This window comes from Micavibrio aeruginosavorus (assembly GCF_051245535.1).
Taxonomy (GTDB): Bacteria; Pseudomonadota; Alphaproteobacteria; order Micavibrionales; family Micavibrionaceae; genus Micavibrio; species Micavibrio aeruginosavorus_D.
This window is the reverse complement of sequence record NZ_CP195303.1, coordinates 1509876-1526188: the sequence shown is the minus strand read 5'-3', so window position 1 is coordinate 1526188 and position 16313 is coordinate 1509876. Positions and strand designations below refer to the sequence as shown.

The following is a 16313-nucleotide window of genomic DNA, read 5'->3' as shown; positions in this document are numbered from 1 at the left end:
AAAGCGTTTGCATCAAAGGGGTTCCTTGTTTACCCTTGTTATGATTTATCCGGTTTGGCGAATCACGTCAGGCCACCCCCCAGTCCTTATTTTGTTCCCGGCTCGTACCCCATGTCTGCCGCTCATATCCTGATTGTCGAAGACAATGATTTTGTACGGATGCAAATCGTCCGTTTTTTGAAAGATGCCGGACATGAAACGGTGGAAGCAAAAGACGGTCACGAAGCACTCGGTTTGATGAGTGCCGATATTGCGGCGGCTGTCGTCGACGTGCGGATGGAGCCGATGGGTGGATTGGATTTTATTCGCGCCTTGCGCGGCAGAGATTTAGAAACGCCGGTCATTCTTGTGACGGGCGATCAGACGACCGATTTGTTGGAACAGGCGGCCAAGTGGGGCGTTGGTGCTGTTCTGATAAAGCCGGTTGTGAAAGACAGGTTGATTAAAGCGATTGAACGGGTGTTGGTCACCCGGGGGACATGATGATGAAAACACACGCACGCAAGATGCAAAACCGTAAAGGTATGGCGCGACAATTGATGTCGGCTGCGTTGTTGCCGCTGATGTTGCTGGGCTGTGCGCAGGCAAACGTGCCGGGCGCGCGCGATCTGGACATTCCTGCGCCTGCGTTTGCCGAAGAGCGTAAAGAAGCCGTCAACGAACGCCCGGACAGTGTGATGTATCTGCCGCTGGGCCGCGATGTTTTGATTCCTGAAATTTCCATGGATGATCCGTTGCCCAGCGACATGGTTGGTCCGCTTGAACTGCGCGGTGAAACCTTGGCTGGTGCGTTGCAGTTGATCTTGGCGGATTACGATGTGCCGCTGGCGTTTGAAAGCAACGAAGGTTTGACCCGTACCATTACAGTTGCCAATTTGCGCGGGCCGTTAAACTCCGTCGTGCATAAAGTTTGCGGTCTGGCCCAGCTTTATTGTTCGTTCGAAGATGGTGTTCTGGTTGTGAAAGAAAGCCAGACATTCACCGTTAAAATTCCGCCGATCAGCCAAGATGAATCGTTCATGCAGAACGTGGCCGCTGGTCTGGCCGCTATCGTTGGCACGGCACCGATTATCGACAGCTCGACCCGGACGTTGGTTTATAACGCGAACCAAAATTCAGCCGACATGGCGTTGCGTTATTTCCAGCGCATGCGCGCGTCGACCGCGTTGATCGTGTTTGAAACCTATATCTGGGAAGTGTCGCTAAACGCCGGTAACGCCACGGGTATCCGTTGGGATATGCTGGCCGATCTGGGCAAGTTTGGCACGGGCTTCAGCATCAGTGATGCGACGCTGGGTGAGGGCTTTACCAACCCGATCAGCATCGGCCTGCCGACGACGAAGGGGATTGAAGGGGCCGATGGTTCCATGACGGCGCGTGAAGTGTTCAACTTCCTGTCGCAATTCGGTGCGGTGAAAACCGTATCCCAACCGCAAATCACGGTTCTTTCGGGATCGGAAGCGCGCCTGCGTGCGGCGGAACGCCAGAACTATGTCGCGGAAATTTCCGAGACGCTGGATAACGGTCAATCGACCACGTCGGTCAGCACGGATTCGGTTGATACCGGCTTCACCCTGACCGTGGGCAGCGCGTGGGATAACGCAACCGTTTATGCCGATATTGAAATCGCCCTGACCGATGTTTTGGAGATTGAGGATTTCGCCTTTGATTCCACCGGTGGCGGATCGACAACCATTCAGTTGCCGCGCACGACCGAACGCGAATTGAACACGCAAGTGCGCGTGCGCCCGGGCGATTCCGTTCTGATCGCTGGACTTGTTCAGGAATCAGACAACTTCAATACCAACGGTCTGGGGTTGATGGAACCTGTTCTGCCGACCAACCGTTCGACGGTGACATCGAACCAGGAATTGGTGTTCCTGTTGCGTCCGCGTGTGGTTGTCTACACCAACCCGGATGAAGGCCAGCGCAATGCAATTCGCGGATCGTCCATGCCGGCATCGCCGAACGAACCGGTGAATCCGGGCGTTCCATCGCCGGGACAAACGCCGTATGTCGCACCGACGCCGACCCCGACACCGGAGGTCAGCGAGTCCGTCGTTGTTCCTGTGGCGGAAGCAGATATAGCGCCGATCGCACCCGTTGTGCCTGCCACCGGGGCGCCCATGAATGCACCAATGGATCCATCGGTCGAAGTCGCACCCTTGGATACACAACGTCCGGCCACACTGGCCCGTGATGCGCGAATGATGGGGCAACCCGTAGCGCCCAACAGCGGGGCGCCCGTGGACCTTTTGGAATCTGGTCGACTGACCGGGACATATTGATAGGTAAATGATCCAATGATGACATTATTGAACATTGCACCATCGTCCGCCCAAACCCTGATTTCACGGGGTTTACGCGCATGTTTGATCGGCGCTGTCGGTGCCGGACTGTTGTGGACGGGGTTTGCATCACAGGCCGCCGCGCAAAGCGCCTTTGACGATCCGGGTCGCAACGTGACCAGCAAGGGCGGAGTTATCGGTGATTTGACGCCGGTTCAGCCCAATGTCGACACGGGCCAGATTTCATTGGGCTCCACGGCGCAGGTCGTGGTGTTGTTCCGTAACGATAGCGGCCGCCCGCTGCAGACGGGGGCCATCAATCTGTACCCGTCATCCAGCGTGTCGGCATCCGTCGCCATCAATGAATGCCAGGGGTCCTCGCCGGAAGACATGTTGCCGCCGGGTGCTGTGTGCGCCATCGGTTTGTCGGTCAAGGGTTTGCAGGCAGGCCGTTTCCGTGTCGAAATGTTGATGCGTCACAGCGGGACCACCCGTCTGGTCACCGCCACCGTGGTGGGTGATGTTCAGGCCAATGATGACGATACCGATGTGTTCCGCAGCGATATCGAAGCCATTCCGACCGAACTGGATTTCGAAGATGTTGATACCAGCCAGCCTGTCGTAAAACCGGTTGTCTTCCGTAACATCACGTCCGAAGCCATCGACGTTGAAGCCATTTATGTCGAAGCGGCCGATCAATCGGGGATCAGCTTCCGCACGGATTGCGCGAAACTCGGCCCCGGTCAGGCCTGTATCGTTTCTCTCATCTGGTCACCGATCTTGCGCGGGCAGGTGTCGGGCGTTCTGGTTGTTGAACATTCCGGTCCGACCAGCGTGGCCAGCGTGCCTATTCTGGGTGAGTTTGATCCAGAGGATCTGGAGCAGGCCAAGCCGTTCCCGGAAGCCATCCCGGGCAAGGGTTTGCTGGTGTCTTCACAAGAAGAAATCAATTTTGAAACGGGTGTTTCTACGTCCTCTGCCATGACGGTGTCATTGGTGAATGCGGGTGATGTTGCGTTGACGTTGAACGAAATCCGCCTGTCCAATACGGATACCGGTTTGTCGATTTCGAAAAACGGTTGCGCCACAGGCATGATGCTGGAGCCGGTACAGGCCTGTCCGCTGACCGTGGTGTGGAACCCGGTGCGCGAAGGAGCTATTCTGGATGATATTCAGATCGCGCATGATGGCGCGCGGGGCATTCTGGTGCTGCCCGTCCGTGGTACGGCTTCGGGTATTGTCAGCAAGGATAATCAGGCCGTTCGTCTGTCCGAAACGGTTGTGACCAGCTCATCCGGTGAATCGCGTCAGGAAATCATCGTTCGTGATAACGATATCGATCCGGCCACGGTTCTGGATGGTTTTGCCGTGACGTCGCATTCGCCGAAGCGGGCCATTATCACCGGTCCGGGTGGCAGCCGTATCGTCTTTAATGGCGAAGAGGTTGTTATTGGTGGCTTCCTGTGGAACGTCAACATCCGCTCCAGCGGTGTTGAATTCCAGAGCGGTGATGAAAAAGTATTGTTGCTGTTCGACCGTGCGTTGTCTTCCAATTCTGTGAATGTTGGATCAGGCCGCTCGTCGTCATCGACCACATCGTCGTCGACATCGGCACCGTCGACCAGCACGACACCAACGCAGTAAGGACCTGAGGCGATGAGCGATCAGGATTATCCAGACGATCAAGGCCATCCAGACGCTCTCCCCGGCTATGAGGGGCAGGAGCGCCGTTCGGATGTTGAGCGCATTGACCGCCGTCAGGCGGAACAAGGCGCACCCGGCGGGATGGAGCGTCGCATGTGGGCGGATCGCCGCCGCCTGCGCGCGAACGAAGGCCGCGAACGTTATCTGGATATGGTGCAAAAAGAACGCGCCATCCTGATGGATCAGGGTGTGTCCCGCACCACGGAACAATTGCTGGAAATGGCCGGGGCCACGGTGGCCGGTGGCGCGGAAGCCGAAGAAGAAGGTTTGCGCGATCGCGCATCGGGCGACCAGTTACGCTCGATTTTGCCGGTACAATCGTGGTTGCCGCTGTCCATTCATTTGATTGGTTTGCAGGATGGCGTGTTGCGTGTTGCGCCGCTGCATGAGCTGAATGATCGCCAGATCAAGGCCTTGCTGTCCACGGCGAACCGGTCCGGTCTGGTCGTTGAGCGGGTTGAGATTGAAGTTTGGGATCGGGCGGAATTGCTCGAAACACTGCGTGCCGTGCATGATTTGTCCGCCGACCGGACGGAAAAGACGCTGGCGCAATGGTTGTCCGATACGGATAACGGCTTGCTGCTGAACCAGTTCCAGCGCGACATGCTGGCCGAGGCGTTGCAGATGCGCGCATCGGATATTCACATTCTGCAGGATAATAACCCGGATACGCCGAACTGGATCCGCTATCGTATCGATGGCGACATGATCCCAATGCACTTGCTGCCGTCCGATGCGATGGCGCGTTTGACGACGTTGATCAAGCGGGATGCGGGTTTGAACTTCGGTGATCGAACAACGCCGAAAGACGGTCGTTTTTCCTTTATGTGGCAAGGCCGGAACATCGATATTCGTGTGGCCGCCGGACCGCAAGCGCAGGACGGTGAAAAGATCACCCTGCGTCTGCTCGACCGTGCATCGCTGAAAGGTTTTGACGAGCTGTTCCGCCGCCATACGGATGTGGCGGATTATTTGTCGCAGTTGTTGTCGCCGGATATTAAGGGCGGTGGCGGTTTGATCCTGCTGTCCGGTCCGACGGGTTCGGGTAAAACCACAACTTTGTATGCGTGCGTGCAGCAGATCGACCGTCGTCGTCGTCACGTTCTGACGATTGAAGACCCGATTGAATATGAATTGCGTTACGCCACACAGTGGCAAGTGCGCCCCGGTATGGCAGGCGGTGAATTCGCCGATTTGATCCGCGCCGCGATGCGTCACGATCCTGACTATATCGTGATCGGGGAGATGCGGGATGGCGATACGGTTGAAACCGCATTGCGGGCCGCCGAATCCGGCCACACCGTGATTTCAACCATTCACGCCGATACGGCGTTGCAGACGTTTGAACGTTTGCGTTCACTGATGCCGCATGAACGGGAACGGTCATCGACATTCACGCTGGCGCAACAGGTGAAGGCCATCATGAACCAGCGCTTGGTGAAAACGCTGTGTCAGGGTTGCGCCCACAAGACGCGCGCCGGTGAGGCGATGAGCGAAGAAGAAATTTACGCGTTGGGCATCAACCCGGAGGCGATCGTGCGCACGCACAACAGCTCGGGCTGTGATCTGTGCAACCGCACGGGCATTATGGGCCGGACATTGTTGCTGGATGCCGTCATGATCCCGATGGGCCCGGCGCAACGAAACCAGATTTACGAAGCCTTGATGACCAACGTGAATGCGGTGCTGGGGGTTGGCGGCGTGATTATTCACACGCGGCGCGAGGGGCTGGTCGATCTGGTCTTGAGCGGGCTGGTCGATCCGAAACTGGCGCTCTCGAATCTGGAAAATTAAGCTTTTTGCCTTTATAATAGTGGGCAGGGCTATTGTGCCCGCCTTGGTCTAGAGTCCGAACCTGATTTATTCAAGCCATGCAGCAATGGGTCGCCGAAATTGCGTATGATTCCTCCAGCGGACCAAAAACCGCTGTGGAATCCTTTTATCTGCCGACGGCGGATGATGTGCGCCGTGCGGTGTCGAAGAAGGGCGGCTATGTCCTGTCGATCCGGCCGCATGAACGCTCCCCGATGGAGCGGATGCTGGCACGGTCCACATGGTGGCAGGTGCAGTTGTTGCGCGGGATTCAATTCCGCTCCACGGCGACATCGCCGGGTGTGGCGTTCTGGCGGATTATTCAGGCCGAAACCAACCCGATGCGCCAGAACATTCTGGCCCCGGCGCGGGAAGCGCTGGCGCGCGGTCTGGGCGTGATTGATGCCTTGAAAGCGTTGCGCATTTTTGACCACGGCACCATCGCCATTCTGGCGGCCAGCGAACGCGCGAACAAGCTGCAGGACGGGATTCCGCACGCTATTCACTCTATCACGCAAAAACGCCGCAACACCCGCGCCATCGTGGCCACCATGTCGTGGCTGGCCATTGACGTGGTGTCGATTGTGCAATCGCTGTTCTGGGGCCGGGGTATGGTTCTGGATTGGTTTAAAAACAATGCGCCGACCGATCCGGCGGAGCAGGAAAAATTCACCCGTGTGGTCGGGCAACTGGCTCTGACATGGGACATTCTGATTTTCACGGCTTTTGCCGCCGGGGCGTTTATGGCGTGGGCGGTTATTTCCTTCTGGATCAACAAGGGGAAAACCGACTGGCCGACGGCGCGCGTGGTGCGGAGAATCCCCATGATTGGGGCGTATCTGCGCGATCTGGGCTTCGTGGATTCGATGATGGCTGCGGCGCGTATGTTGCGGGGGCTGGTGCCGATTTCCGATACGCTGAAACAATCGTCCGAGGCGACCACGGTGCCCGAAGTGGCCCGGTATTGGACCGAGGCCAACACCGAACTGGAACGCGGGGTCGGGCTGGGGTCCGCGCTGGACCGGGCGCCACTGAGCCGCAGCGAACGTATGGAACTGGCCAGCTTGTCCGATCTGGGACAAGTTGCTACAGTATTGGAGTCAATCGCAGAAATGCGTGCGGCCGCGGCGAAGACGAAGCATAGTTTGATCGTCTGGATCGCGTTTGGTCTCACCGGTGTTTACCTCACCCTCGCCTTTGGTAGCGCTATTTACGCCCTGACCGTGATGAACATGAGCATGGACAGCATGATGGGCGGCTTGATGAGCGGAGCAATGTAAGATTATGGCTTTCCCTACGAAAGACACATTGAAAAAAATGACGCGGGCCGGTGCAACACCCGGGGCGACCGTTGGCGCGGACCAGGGCCCGGCGCGGCTGCGCCCCGGCATGTCTGATATTATCGCGGGCGAAGCGAAGGATTTCCGGACCGATCTTTCCCCATTCCTGCCCTCTGAAATTTTTGGCGGATCATTGCCGCATATTCCGGGAACGGAAGAAGAAGCCGTTTGGAACGCCGCGTCACAGGCGTGTGGCACCGAACGCGTGCATTATTGCTACACGGTGGATGATGGGCGTTGCTGGTATTTGGCTGTGCCATCCGTGGCATTGGCCAGTGCGCCGGATACGTGGTGCCCCTTGGCGGCGGCGCTGCCTGGTAACAGTGAATATTGGGACCGTGAGACGGTTTACCTGTACGAACAAGAAGGTATGGCCAGCGCTCTGCGGTGGGACCCGGAAACGGCGCGGATGCAGGTTTATATCGGTGCGGCCCGGACCTTGTTGCCGCGTATCCAGAGCATGGATGCAAACTTTGTGACCATCAATCCGGATGTCGCCACCATTATCCCGTGGCGGAACCGTGCCCTGCGCACCGAGAAATTATCGCGCGCAACGGCGATGGTGTTGCTCTATTCCGGATTGGCCGTTTCGGCTCTGGCCGTTGCTGTGATTGTTCTGCAATTGCTGATGACGGGATTTGTCAAACGCGATCTGGCCAAGGTGAAAGCGGACAGTGAAAAATTATCGAACGATCTGATGATCAACGCCTATGGCGCGTTGCAGTCGGACACCATTCGCCACATGGTGCGGATTCAGGAATTGCTGGATACGTTGCGCACGATTGAGGGGACATTGGTCCGCTATGAGGTCAAAGGCGGCAAGGTCGAATGGGAAGCGCTGGTGCCAAAATCGTTCAGCCAAGGCGTGGGCCCGATTCGCGGTACTATCAAACCGGGGATTGAGGGTGATGGCCGGGTGCGTTTGGTGGGGACGTCATAACGCTGTGGTGTAGGCGTTTTCCAGATAGTGCCACCTTGTTAATAAAGGCTTCAGATTGGCGTCGTCGCAACATGCAAAAACACGTCTAACGCCTTTAAAGAGCTTTTAAATCTTTGTCTTTAAGCTAGTATATTAAGGTTAATTAAGTCGGATAAACCGACAAGCCTGATTGGGTCAAAGGGTAATAGTTTTGGACTTCAAGTCGTTCGACTGGCGGTCGCTTCAGAAATATATGAAGCCGCAGGCCAGTGAGGATTTAAACCGCTTTTTGGAAGACCTGCCGCACACGGCGGGCCAGAATGCGTTGATTGCCGCGGGCATCGCGTGGGCCGCCGCTGGGGCCCTTGGCCTGTATGCCACGATCCAGACCCAGAAAATGATTACGCTGCGCGCCGAACTGAAGCAGGTTGAGGCGCTGAAGCCCATGGTGCCAAAGGTAACGGACATTCCGGTTCCGGCAAAGGATGTGAAAGAGTTTGCGGACAGTTTGACGCAGACATATAGAGGTTTGAAAATTCAAGCTTCGGGCTCTAGCATTCAAGTCACGTCGACGGATACGTCCCGTTTTGCCGAATTTCGTGAGGCGATCGGTCATATGCAAAATGGTGGGCAAGGCTGGCGCGTCACGGTGGACCGTATGTGCGTGGGTCGCGAATGTGACAAGGATAAATTGATTGCCCTGTTGAAGGTGAATAAGGTTTCTGTCGACAAGCCTAACTAATATTTATGGTAGATTGTCGCCGGATGTCATTGCATACTACCGACTGAAACATTTTTTCGAGCGAAAGAGGATTGGAAAATGACCACAACAATGATTGAAAATAAACGTTCGGGGGAACGCGGAAACGTGCTGTTCCTGATCCTGATTGCGGTGGCTTTGTTTGCCGCCCTGTCTTATGCCGTGACGCAATCCACCCGGTCCGGGTCTGGTGATGCGTCCGGTGAAACGGCGCTGATCAGCTCGGCGCAGTTGACGCAGTACCCGGCCGGCATTCGGACATCGATTGTTCGTATGGTTATCGCGGGAACTGATGTTAATGAACTGAAATTCAACCCGCCCTCGGATTTTGATCAGATTACAACAGAGGATGAAGAGCGCACGTCTGTTTTCCATCCCCAAGGTGGCGGCGCTGTCTTTACCAATGCTCCGGCTGATATGATGGCTTCGAGCGGCGTAAACTCGGCAGGTAACTGGTACTTTAACATGAAGAACCAGATCCAAGACATTGGTCTGACCGATGCGGCAAGTAACGCAGGAAATGATCTGATCGCTTATTTGCCTGGTGTGACGCAGACCGTGTGCCGGAAAATGAACGAAGAACTAGGTTTGGGCTCGACGATTCCAACGGGCGAAGCTGCTTATGTTCCATCTGGTGCGCAAGAAGGCGCCACGGATGACTTCATGAATGATAGCTATCCGGCTTTGGCAGCTACGCCAGATGAAGTCATTGGTGATGGCGCTAGTGATACATTAAAAGGGCAACCGTTTGGTTGCTACGATGCGGGTGGCACGACCTACGTCTACTACCACGTTCTGGTTGAACGGTAATAATGCCGAGGGGGCGGGTTTTGGCCCCCTTGCATAAACCCGATTTCGCTTGAGTTTGAAGGGCTGGTCATCCGGGGTTGGATGGCCAGCTTTTCTTTTGTATAATGATGGCTGAAAGAATTTTTAAGGTGATTGAGATGGCAATGGGCTTTGTAAAAAATCGTATGCACGGCGAACGATGTGGGGAGCGGGGCAGTGCGCTGGTTTACATTCTGATTGCCATTGCCTTGCTGGCGGCGCTGACTCTCAGTTTTATGGAACCGTCGGGGCAGCAGACGCAGAGCCAGAACACATTCAAAACCATCTCGGAAATTGAATCACAGGCCGAATATATCCGCACCGCGATTCAAGAATGCGTCATCTTGCATGAGATGGGGGATAATACGATCGATAACACGGTCACGGGCAGCGACCCGGGGGCGAATAAAAAATTCCCGATCAAGCCAACATCGACACATTTTACCGGTGCCACGCCGCCCGCCGATGCGGATGATTTTGTGGAATATTTGCGCTGCCCCGGCAATCCCGGTGATGATCAGGATCATAAGCGCATCTTTACCGCCGAGACGGGAAAATTCCTGCCGCCGCCCCCACCCTTGTTCGAAAAGTGGGAATATTATAATGGCGATGACGGGATTTTCTTTTGGACCCACACAACGAAGAGCGATACCTACCTGCAAACGGCTCTGGCCAAGCTGGAAGAAAAGTTTGGCAAGTGCGAGGCGGATACGATTGTCGCGGGGGGCAGTGCGGTGGATCTGGATACCGATGGCGGTGTCGAGTGCCCCGCCAATTCCACCTGCTTCCGTGTCTGGATGACCATCAAGGGTTCGCCTGCGGTGTTCCAGGAAGCTGGCTGCCCGAATTGATTTGAGGCTTTTCTCAATTCCCTCCTTTTTGTCATTCCCGCGACTTCGTCGCCCGTAGCTTTATGCGAAGGGGGGAAGCGGGAATGACAATGTGGGGCGGCGTGAGGCCGGCTGGATGATGTTTTTTCAACACGACGGGGTTCGTGCAAAATATCGTCGCGCTCGTCGTGTTGTTAATTCTTATTGTGTTTAAAAATTATCAAAGCGCCGCAACCGCCACCCGCACCGATTCAAATTCCTTGGCGGCGGTGATAATCAAATCGGCATTGATCACATTATTTTCGGCATCACTTTGAATTTGTGCGGCGATGTCGCCCAGCCGGTTGCAACAGGCCGATCGGGCGGCACCTTTCAGGCTGTGGGCTGTTTCGCGGATGTCGGCGTAGGAGCCCGATGCGGCTTCGCGTTGCAGGGCATCGATCTGTGAGGCGGTCATGTCGACAAACATGCGCATCATGTCGATGGCCTCGGCGGGGTCTGTGCCCATCTGTTCGCACAAAGCGGGAATATCGATGGAGCCACCGGACGGTGCCGTGGTGGTTTGTGCCGTATCGGATGAATTGGGGGCGTCCCCCCCTTCGTTCAGCAGGCCCCAGCGGATCAGCAGGCGTTTAAATTGCCCCAGCGATACGGGTTTCAGCAAACATTCATCAAACCCATAGGCCAGATAGGTCTGGCGCTGTGCCATCTGCACATCGGCGGTCAGGGCGATGACGGGCATATGGGCATCATCGTCACGGTCCCGTTCGGAATCGCGAATGGTGGCCACCACCGTATATCCATCCACGCCCGGCATATGCAGGTCGGTGAGCAGGATGCCATAGAGCCCGGTTTCGAGCGCGTTGAGTGCGTCTTGCCCGTTCACCACAAAATCGGCGTCCACGCCCAGCTTTTGCAATTGCCGTTCCAGAACGGCGCGCACACTGGCGGTGTCCTCGGCGATCAACAGGCGGCGCGGGCCGTCGATTTTGACGCGGCTGACCTTGCTGGCTACATCCATGACGGCGGTGCCCAGCCCCAGACGGCTGGCCGGTTTGGCAAGGTAGGTGACACCCAAAGACTGCAACGTGTGTTGCAGGCCAATGTCATCGCGCACCGTGTACATGATCAAGCCCATAAAGGGACGGATTTGCATGATATGGCGGATCAAATCGATCCCCAGCCCGTCGGGCAGGCCTTGGTCGACCACGGCCACGTCGAACGGGCGGCGTTGCACCAGCTCCATCGCCTCGGCCACAGTGCCGCAACTTTCAACCGTGGCGCCCATAGATTGCAGGGATTTCACAATTTCGCGCGCGCCCTGTGGGTGATCCTCAACCGACAGAATGCTGAGGCCATCCAGCGCTGGCAAATTCACGGTCGGAGAATCGGTTGAAACCTGCTCCGTCGGAATTTCGAACCAGAAAACGGAGCCTTCACCCGGCGTGCTTTCAACACCGATTTGCCCGCCCATCAATTCAACCAAACGGCGGCAGATGGACAGGCCCAGACCCGTCCCGCCGAATTTGCGCGATGTTGTGTTGTCGGCCTGATTAAACGGCTGGAACAGACGCGCCATCACCTCCGGTGTCATGCCCATGCCGGTGTCGGCCACTTCGATGCGCAGGACGATGCCGTTGTCCTTTGGCTGTAATGCTTTGGCTTTGGTGCTGACGCGCACGGTCACGGCCCCGCTTTCCGTGAATTTCAACGCATTGCCCGCCAGATTCATAATGATCTGGCGCAAGCGTTTGGGGTCGCCAATAATAACGAACGGCACATCGGATTCGATGTTGTCGAGCAGGGAGACGTTCTTGCCAATGACGCGGACGGACAGGGCCTCCAAAATCCCGCGCACCAGCGTGCGCACGGGCACTTCGAAAACGTCCAGTTCCATCTTGTTGGCATCGATCTTGGCCAGATCGAGAATATCATCCAGAATTTCCAACAGCCCGGCGGCGGACCCGCGTGCGGTATCCACCATGTTCTGAATGGCGGCGGGTGGTTTTTCTTCGGAGATGAGTTCGAGGAAGCCATAGACCGATTGCATCGGCGTGCGAATTTCATGGCTCATGGTGGCCAGGAAATTCGATTTCATTTCGGCGGCCTGGTCGGCCTCTTGCACGGCTTGTTGCAGTTTTGCTTCGGCTTCTTTGGTGGCGGAAATATCCGTGACCCACAGCGCGTAGCAGGGCGTATCTTCGAATTCCGTTTCGCTGATGGTAATTTTGGCCCAGCGTTGGCGACCGTCTTCGTCATCATAGATGGGCAGGGTGATGTCGCGCGGCGGTTGTCCGCTTTTCAGTTTTTTGACCAGATCGCAGATCGACGGGCTGGGCCAGATTTCGTCCAGCGACCGGCCAATCACATCAAACGGCCCGGCAAGGGCCGGACCATCCACGCCCTTGGGCGGGCGCAGCATGTAAATCATGGCATGGTTGGCAAACAGTATATCCTGCGCACCCGTATTGTTACGGCGCAGCAGGCACAGGCCCAGCGGCACATTTTCAAAAAATTCCCGATTTTGCGTAAGGCGGGACATGGTGGGTCGTATGGGCCTGTCTTAAGAGGGGCTTGTCTTCCAAACCCGTTCATCCTATCACATGGATAGTTAATTTTAACTAGCGGAAAATGAGGGTTCTTATGGGTTACAAAGTGGCGGTTGTCGGGGCTTCGGGCAATGTCGGGCGGGAAATGCTGGCGACGTTGGTGGAACGGAATTTCCCGGTGGACGATATCGTGGCTTTGGCGTCCTCGCGGTCGGCGGGGCGCGAAGTGTCCTTTGGCGACGACACGCTGAAAATTCAGGATCTGGCGAAATATGATTTCAAGGGGACGGATATCGTCCTGTCATCCCCCGGTGCGAAGGTGTCGGCGGAATTTGCCCCGCGTGCGGCGGCCGCCGGTGCGGTGGTGATTGATAACACCAGCCATTTCCGCATGGACCCGGATGTCCCGTTGGTCGTGCCGGAAGTGAACGCCCACGCCATTGCCGATTATAAAAAGAAAGGCATCATCGCCAACCCGAATTGTTCCACCATTCAAATGGTCGTGGCGTTGAAACCGCTGCACGATCTGGCCATTGTGAAACGCGTCGTTGTATCGACCTACCAATCCGTATCCGGCGCGGGCAAGGACGCGATGGATGAATTGTTCAACCAGACGCGCGGCGTGTTCATGAACAATGCCCCCCCACCGGAAGTGTTCACGAAAACCATCGCCTTCAACGTCATTCCGCAAATCGACATGTTCATGGACGATCACATGACGAAGGAAGAATGGAAGATGGTGGTGGAGACGAAGAAAATTCTCGATCCAAAGATCAAGGTCTGCGCCAACTGCGTGCGTGTTCCGGTATTCATCGGCCACGCCGCCATGGTGAATGTGGAATTTGAACGCGATATCGACGCCACCATGGCCAAGCGGGCGTTGCAGGGCGCACCGGGCATCACCCTGATTGATCTGGAAAGCGAGATGGAATATGTCACCCCGGCGGAAATCGCGGGCGAAGACAACGTGTTCGTCAGCCGTGTGCGCGAGGACGTGACGGTCGAAAATGGCCTGAATTTCTGGTGCGTTGCCGACAATTTACGGAAAGGCGCCGCCCTGAACGCCGTGCAGATTGCAGAAATTCTGGTGCGGGAGTATATGTAGTCCTCATAATAAAAAAAGAAAACGGGAGGCAAGCCCATGAGTGCCCCAGTAAGAAGCAGAGACGTTCTCGTCCATCCGATGATCTACCGGGCCTATCTGGTCCTGTATATTGAAAGCTGTGCGTTGTTGAATCGCATGGATGCCGTGCTGGACAGCAAGCTGCATCAGGATATCGTGGCCGAGGCCGTTCAAAACGGATTCAAAATGCCCGATGTTGAATCCATGCGCGAAAAAACAAACGCGCTGCGCATCGCCATTGCCATGTCGCCCGATCCGCATGATGTGCGACTGTACAAAAACAACATGTTGCTGATGCCTGTGAAAACGGCGTGCGCGTTTTATAACGTTGCTGCCTGTGGTCAGGATATTGTTCAGGACGTTTTTCACGCGATCGAAAAAACGCAATATCTGCCCTGGTTCACCGTGTTGAAAAAACGGGGAGAGCCCTATGCCGGGCCGACCAGCCTGCAGGAAGTGTTCAACGTCTGGGCCAATCTGGAGCGCAGTGTCAGCAGCGAGAAAAAATACGCCGCACCCAATGCCCTGCCGCGCAGCTGGTTTGACGCCCAACCTTAAGAAACCCCTGTTTCCAAAGCGTTTTCAGGCCTCTGGTTATTTTCAGCCAGAGGTCTATTCTTACTGGGGAACGCAAGGATGTTGGTCATGATCAATAGACGTACATTTTTATCCGGTCTTGGCGCTGTGGGCGTTGCCACTATTTTGACACAAGGAGCATGGGCCATGGGTCTGTTCGGCGAAAAGAAAACGACACAGGATACGAAAACCTTCCCCTTCAAGCTATCCGATGCGGAGTGGAAACAGCGCCTGAGCCCCGAGGCGTATCACGTCCTGCGCGACCATGGGACGGAACGGGCCTTTACCTCGCCGCTGAACGATGAAAAGCGGGCGGGCGTGTTTCATTGCGCCGGATGTGATCAGGCCTTGTTCAACAGTGCGGATAAATTCAATTCCGGCACAGGCTGGCCGTCTTTTACCCAGCCGATCACGCCGGATGCGGTTGGAACCTCCACCGATTATAAAATCGGGGTGGGCCGGACCGAGGTGCATTGTTCCAATTGCGGCGGCCATCTGGGCCATGTGTTCGAAGACGGGCCGGCGCCGACGGGTCTGCGCTATTGCATGAACGGGGTCGTGTTGCGTTTTCAGTCTGCTGAATAATGCTATTGCATTGATTTAAAACAAAAATCATCTTTTAATGTTGGGGATTCTCCGGCACAAGAGGGTTGCATTCATGCGGCGCGGCATTATTATAAGCGCCTGAATTCAATCTGTTTTTGTCTTTTGCCGGAGCGTCCATGCAACCGACCACACCCACCAAACGGCCCCGCCCCCTCTCTCCCCATATTCAGGTTTACCGCTGGGAAATCACCATGGCCCTGTCCATCCTGCACCGGATGAGCGGCATGGCGCTGGCCATTGGCGCTTTTGTGCTGGTGTGGATGCTGGTGGCTGCGGCGATTGGGCCGGAGGCTTACGCGTTTTTTGCGCGGGCCGCGGCGCACCCGGTGGGTACGCTGTTTCTGGTTGGCTGGACCTTTGCGCTGATCTTCCACGGGCTGAACGGCCTGCGTCACCTGTTCTGGGATATGGGGCGCGGATTTGAAATTAAAACGGCGAAGGATAGCGGCTGGCTCGTTCTGGTGGGCGCTCTCGCCGCCACGGCGGCGTTGTGGTGGTCTATCTGCCCATGGTCCGATGTGGATTCCATGCTGATCGCGCTGAAACAATTCTAATAGGGTTATTGAACATGTCGATGAAATGGAACGATACACCGCATAAAAATCCGCTGGCGCGTGCGCGTGGTCTGGGCGCGGCCCATTCCGGTGTGACGCATTGGTGGCACCAGCGCATTACCGCCGTGTCCAACCTTGTCCTGATGGGCTGGTTGATCTGGACGGTCACGCAAATGCCGGTGTGGACGTATGACACGTTCACGGTATGGCTGGCGCACCCGGTCAATGCTGTGCTGATGATCCTGACGATCCTGTCGACCTTCTACCATGCCGTTTTGGGCACACAGGTGGTGGTTGAGGATTACGTCCATAACGAAGGGTTCAAGATTGTGAAGCTGGCGGCGATCCGTCTGGCGTTCATTGCTGCTGGCGTTGCCGCCATTTTCTCCATCCTCAAAATCGCATTTGCGTAAGGGCGCATGAT

General features: G+C 56.1%; 15 protein-coding genes. 14 read left to right on the top strand and 1 reads right to left on the bottom strand.

Annotated features, from left to right (window positions below; genetic code table 11):
• The first annotated feature begins 111 nt into the window (after nt 1–111).
• The 9 genes from ACSC94_RS07395 to ACSC94_RS07355 all read left to right on the top strand — a co-directional run bounded on the left by ACSC94_RS07395 (nt 112) and on the right by ACSC94_RS07355 (nt 10502).
• Nucleotides 112–483: a response regulator gene (locus tag ACSC94_RS07395; protein ID WP_435640204.1), complete on the top strand. Its 372-nt coding sequence runs from the start codon at nt 112–114 to the stop codon at nt 481–483.
• Nucleotides 480–2288 (top strand): type II and III secretion system family protein, encoded by a 1809-nt coding sequence (locus ACSC94_RS07390; RefSeq protein ID WP_435640203.1) that lies wholly within the window; start codon nt 480–482, stop codon nt 2286–2288. Before ACSC94_RS07395 ends, ACSC94_RS07390 begins: the two co-directional genes overlap by 4 nt.
• 15 nt (nt 2289–2303) lie before the next feature.
• A complete protein-coding gene (locus ACSC94_RS07385; protein WP_435640202.1) occupies nt 2304–3932 on the top strand; it encodes a hypothetical protein in 1629 nt (542 codons plus the stop codon).
• Between the two features lie 12 nt (nt 3933–3944).
• Complete coding sequence (locus ACSC94_RS07380; protein ID WP_435640201.1) at nt 3945–5786, top strand: GspE/PulE family protein; 1842 nt, start codon at nt 3945–3947, stop codon at nt 5784–5786.
• A gap of 77 nt (nt 5787–5863) precedes the next feature.
• Complete coding sequence (locus tag ACSC94_RS07375) at nt 5864–7084, top strand: type II secretion system F family protein (RefSeq protein WP_435640200.1); 1221 nt, start codon at nt 5864–5866, stop codon at nt 7082–7084.
• 4 nt (nt 7085–7088) lie between these two features.
• Nucleotides 7089–8084 (top strand): hypothetical protein, encoded by a 996-nt coding sequence (locus ACSC94_RS07370; protein WP_435640199.1) that lies wholly within the window; start codon nt 7089–7091, stop codon nt 8082–8084.
• Between the two features lie 190 nt (nt 8085–8274).
• A complete protein-coding gene (locus ACSC94_RS07365; protein WP_435640198.1) occupies nt 8275–8805 on the top strand; it encodes a hypothetical protein in 531 nt (176 codons plus the stop codon).
• A gap of 78 nt (nt 8806–8883) precedes the next feature.
• Complete coding sequence (locus ACSC94_RS07360) at nt 8884–9633, top strand: hypothetical protein (RefSeq protein WP_435640197.1); 750 nt, start codon at nt 8884–8886, stop codon at nt 9631–9633.
• A gap of 137 nt (nt 9634–9770) precedes the next feature.
• Nucleotides 9771–10502 carry a hypothetical protein gene (locus tag ACSC94_RS07355; RefSeq protein WP_435640196.1) on the top strand — a complete coding sequence of 244 codons (732 nt, stop codon included), beginning with the start codon at nt 9771–9773 and terminating at the stop codon, nt 10500–10502.
• A gap of 199 nt (nt 10503–10701) precedes the next feature.
• Here the strand turns inward: ACSC94_RS07355 and ACSC94_RS07350 are convergent, their stop codons facing one another.
• Nucleotides 10702–13023: a response regulator gene (locus ACSC94_RS07350; protein ID WP_435640195.1), complete on the bottom strand. Its 2322-nt coding sequence runs from the start codon at nt 13021–13023 to the stop codon at nt 10702–10704.
• Between the two features lie 101 nt (nt 13024–13124).
• Between ACSC94_RS07350 and ACSC94_RS07345 the strand changes: the two genes are divergently transcribed.
• The 5 genes from ACSC94_RS07345 (at nt 13125) to sdhD (ending at nt 16302) form a co-directional block, all read left to right on the top strand.
• Nucleotides 13125–14135 (top strand): aspartate-semialdehyde dehydrogenase, encoded by a 1011-nt coding sequence (locus tag ACSC94_RS07345; RefSeq protein ID WP_435640194.1) that lies wholly within the window; start codon nt 13125–13127, stop codon nt 14133–14135.
• Between the two features lie 36 nt (nt 14136–14171).
• Entirely contained in the window at nt 14172–14711 is a 540-nt protein-coding gene (locus ACSC94_RS07340) for a hypothetical protein (protein ID WP_435640193.1), read from the top strand.
• 87 nt (nt 14712–14798) lie between these two features.
• Nucleotides 14799–15314 (top strand): peptide-methionine (R)-S-oxide reductase MsrB, encoded by a 516-nt coding sequence (gene msrB, locus ACSC94_RS07335; RefSeq protein WP_435640192.1) that lies wholly within the window; start codon nt 14799–14801, stop codon nt 15312–15314.
• Nucleotides 15315–15451: 137 nt separating this feature from the next.
• Nucleotides 15452–15889, top strand: coding sequence for a succinate dehydrogenase, cytochrome b556 subunit (gene sdhC / locus ACSC94_RS07330; RefSeq protein WP_435640191.1), 438 nt, complete (start codon nt 15452–15454; stop codon nt 15887–15889).
• A 14-nt stretch (nt 15890–15903) separates the two neighbouring features.
• Complete coding sequence (gene sdhD / locus ACSC94_RS07325; RefSeq protein ID WP_435640190.1) at nt 15904–16302, top strand: succinate dehydrogenase, hydrophobic membrane anchor protein; 399 nt, start codon at nt 15904–15906, stop codon at nt 16300–16302.
• Nucleotides 16303–16313 lie beyond the last annotated feature (11 nt).

Coding starts and splice junctions, on each gene's coding strand:
- ACSC94_RS07395 (WP_435640204.1), top strand. CDS start 112: ATGTCTGCCGCTCATATCCTGATTGTCGAAGACAATGATTTTGTACGG.
- ACSC94_RS07390 (WP_435640203.1), top strand. CDS start 480: ATGATGATGAAAACACACGCACGCAAGATGCAAAACCGTAAAGGTATG.
- ACSC94_RS07385 (WP_435640202.1), top strand. CDS start 2,304: ATGATGACATTATTGAACATTGCACCATCGTCCGCCCAAACCCTGATT.
- ACSC94_RS07380 (WP_435640201.1), top strand. CDS start 3,945: ATGAGCGATCAGGATTATCCAGACGATCAAGGCCATCCAGACGCTCTC.
- ACSC94_RS07375 (WP_435640200.1), top strand. CDS start 5,864: ATGCAGCAATGGGTCGCCGAAATTGCGTATGATTCCTCCAGCGGACCA.
- ACSC94_RS07370 (WP_435640199.1), top strand. CDS start 7,089: ATGGCTTTCCCTACGAAAGACACATTGAAAAAAATGACGCGGGCCGGT.
- ACSC94_RS07360 (WP_435640197.1), top strand. CDS start 8,884: ATGACCACAACAATGATTGAAAATAAACGTTCGGGGGAACGCGGAAAC.
- ACSC94_RS07355 (WP_435640196.1), top strand. CDS start 9,771: ATGGCAATGGGCTTTGTAAAAAATCGTATGCACGGCGAACGATGTGGG.
- ACSC94_RS07350 (WP_435640195.1), bottom strand. CDS start 13,023: ATGTCCCGCCTTACGCAAAATCGGGAATTTTTTGAAAATGTGCCGCTG.
- ACSC94_RS07345 (WP_435640194.1), top strand. CDS start 13,125: ATGGGTTACAAAGTGGCGGTTGTCGGGGCTTCGGGCAATGTCGGGCGG.
- ACSC94_RS07340 (WP_435640193.1), top strand. CDS start 14,172: ATGAGTGCCCCAGTAAGAAGCAGAGACGTTCTCGTCCATCCGATGATC.
- msrB (WP_435640192.1), top strand. CDS start 14,799: ATGATCAATAGACGTACATTTTTATCCGGTCTTGGCGCTGTGGGCGTT.
- sdhC (WP_435640191.1), top strand. CDS start 15,452: ATGCAACCGACCACACCCACCAAACGGCCCCGCCCCCTCTCTCCCCAT.
- sdhD (WP_435640190.1), top strand. CDS start 15,904: ATGTCGATGAAATGGAACGATACACCGCATAAAAATCCGCTGGCGCGT.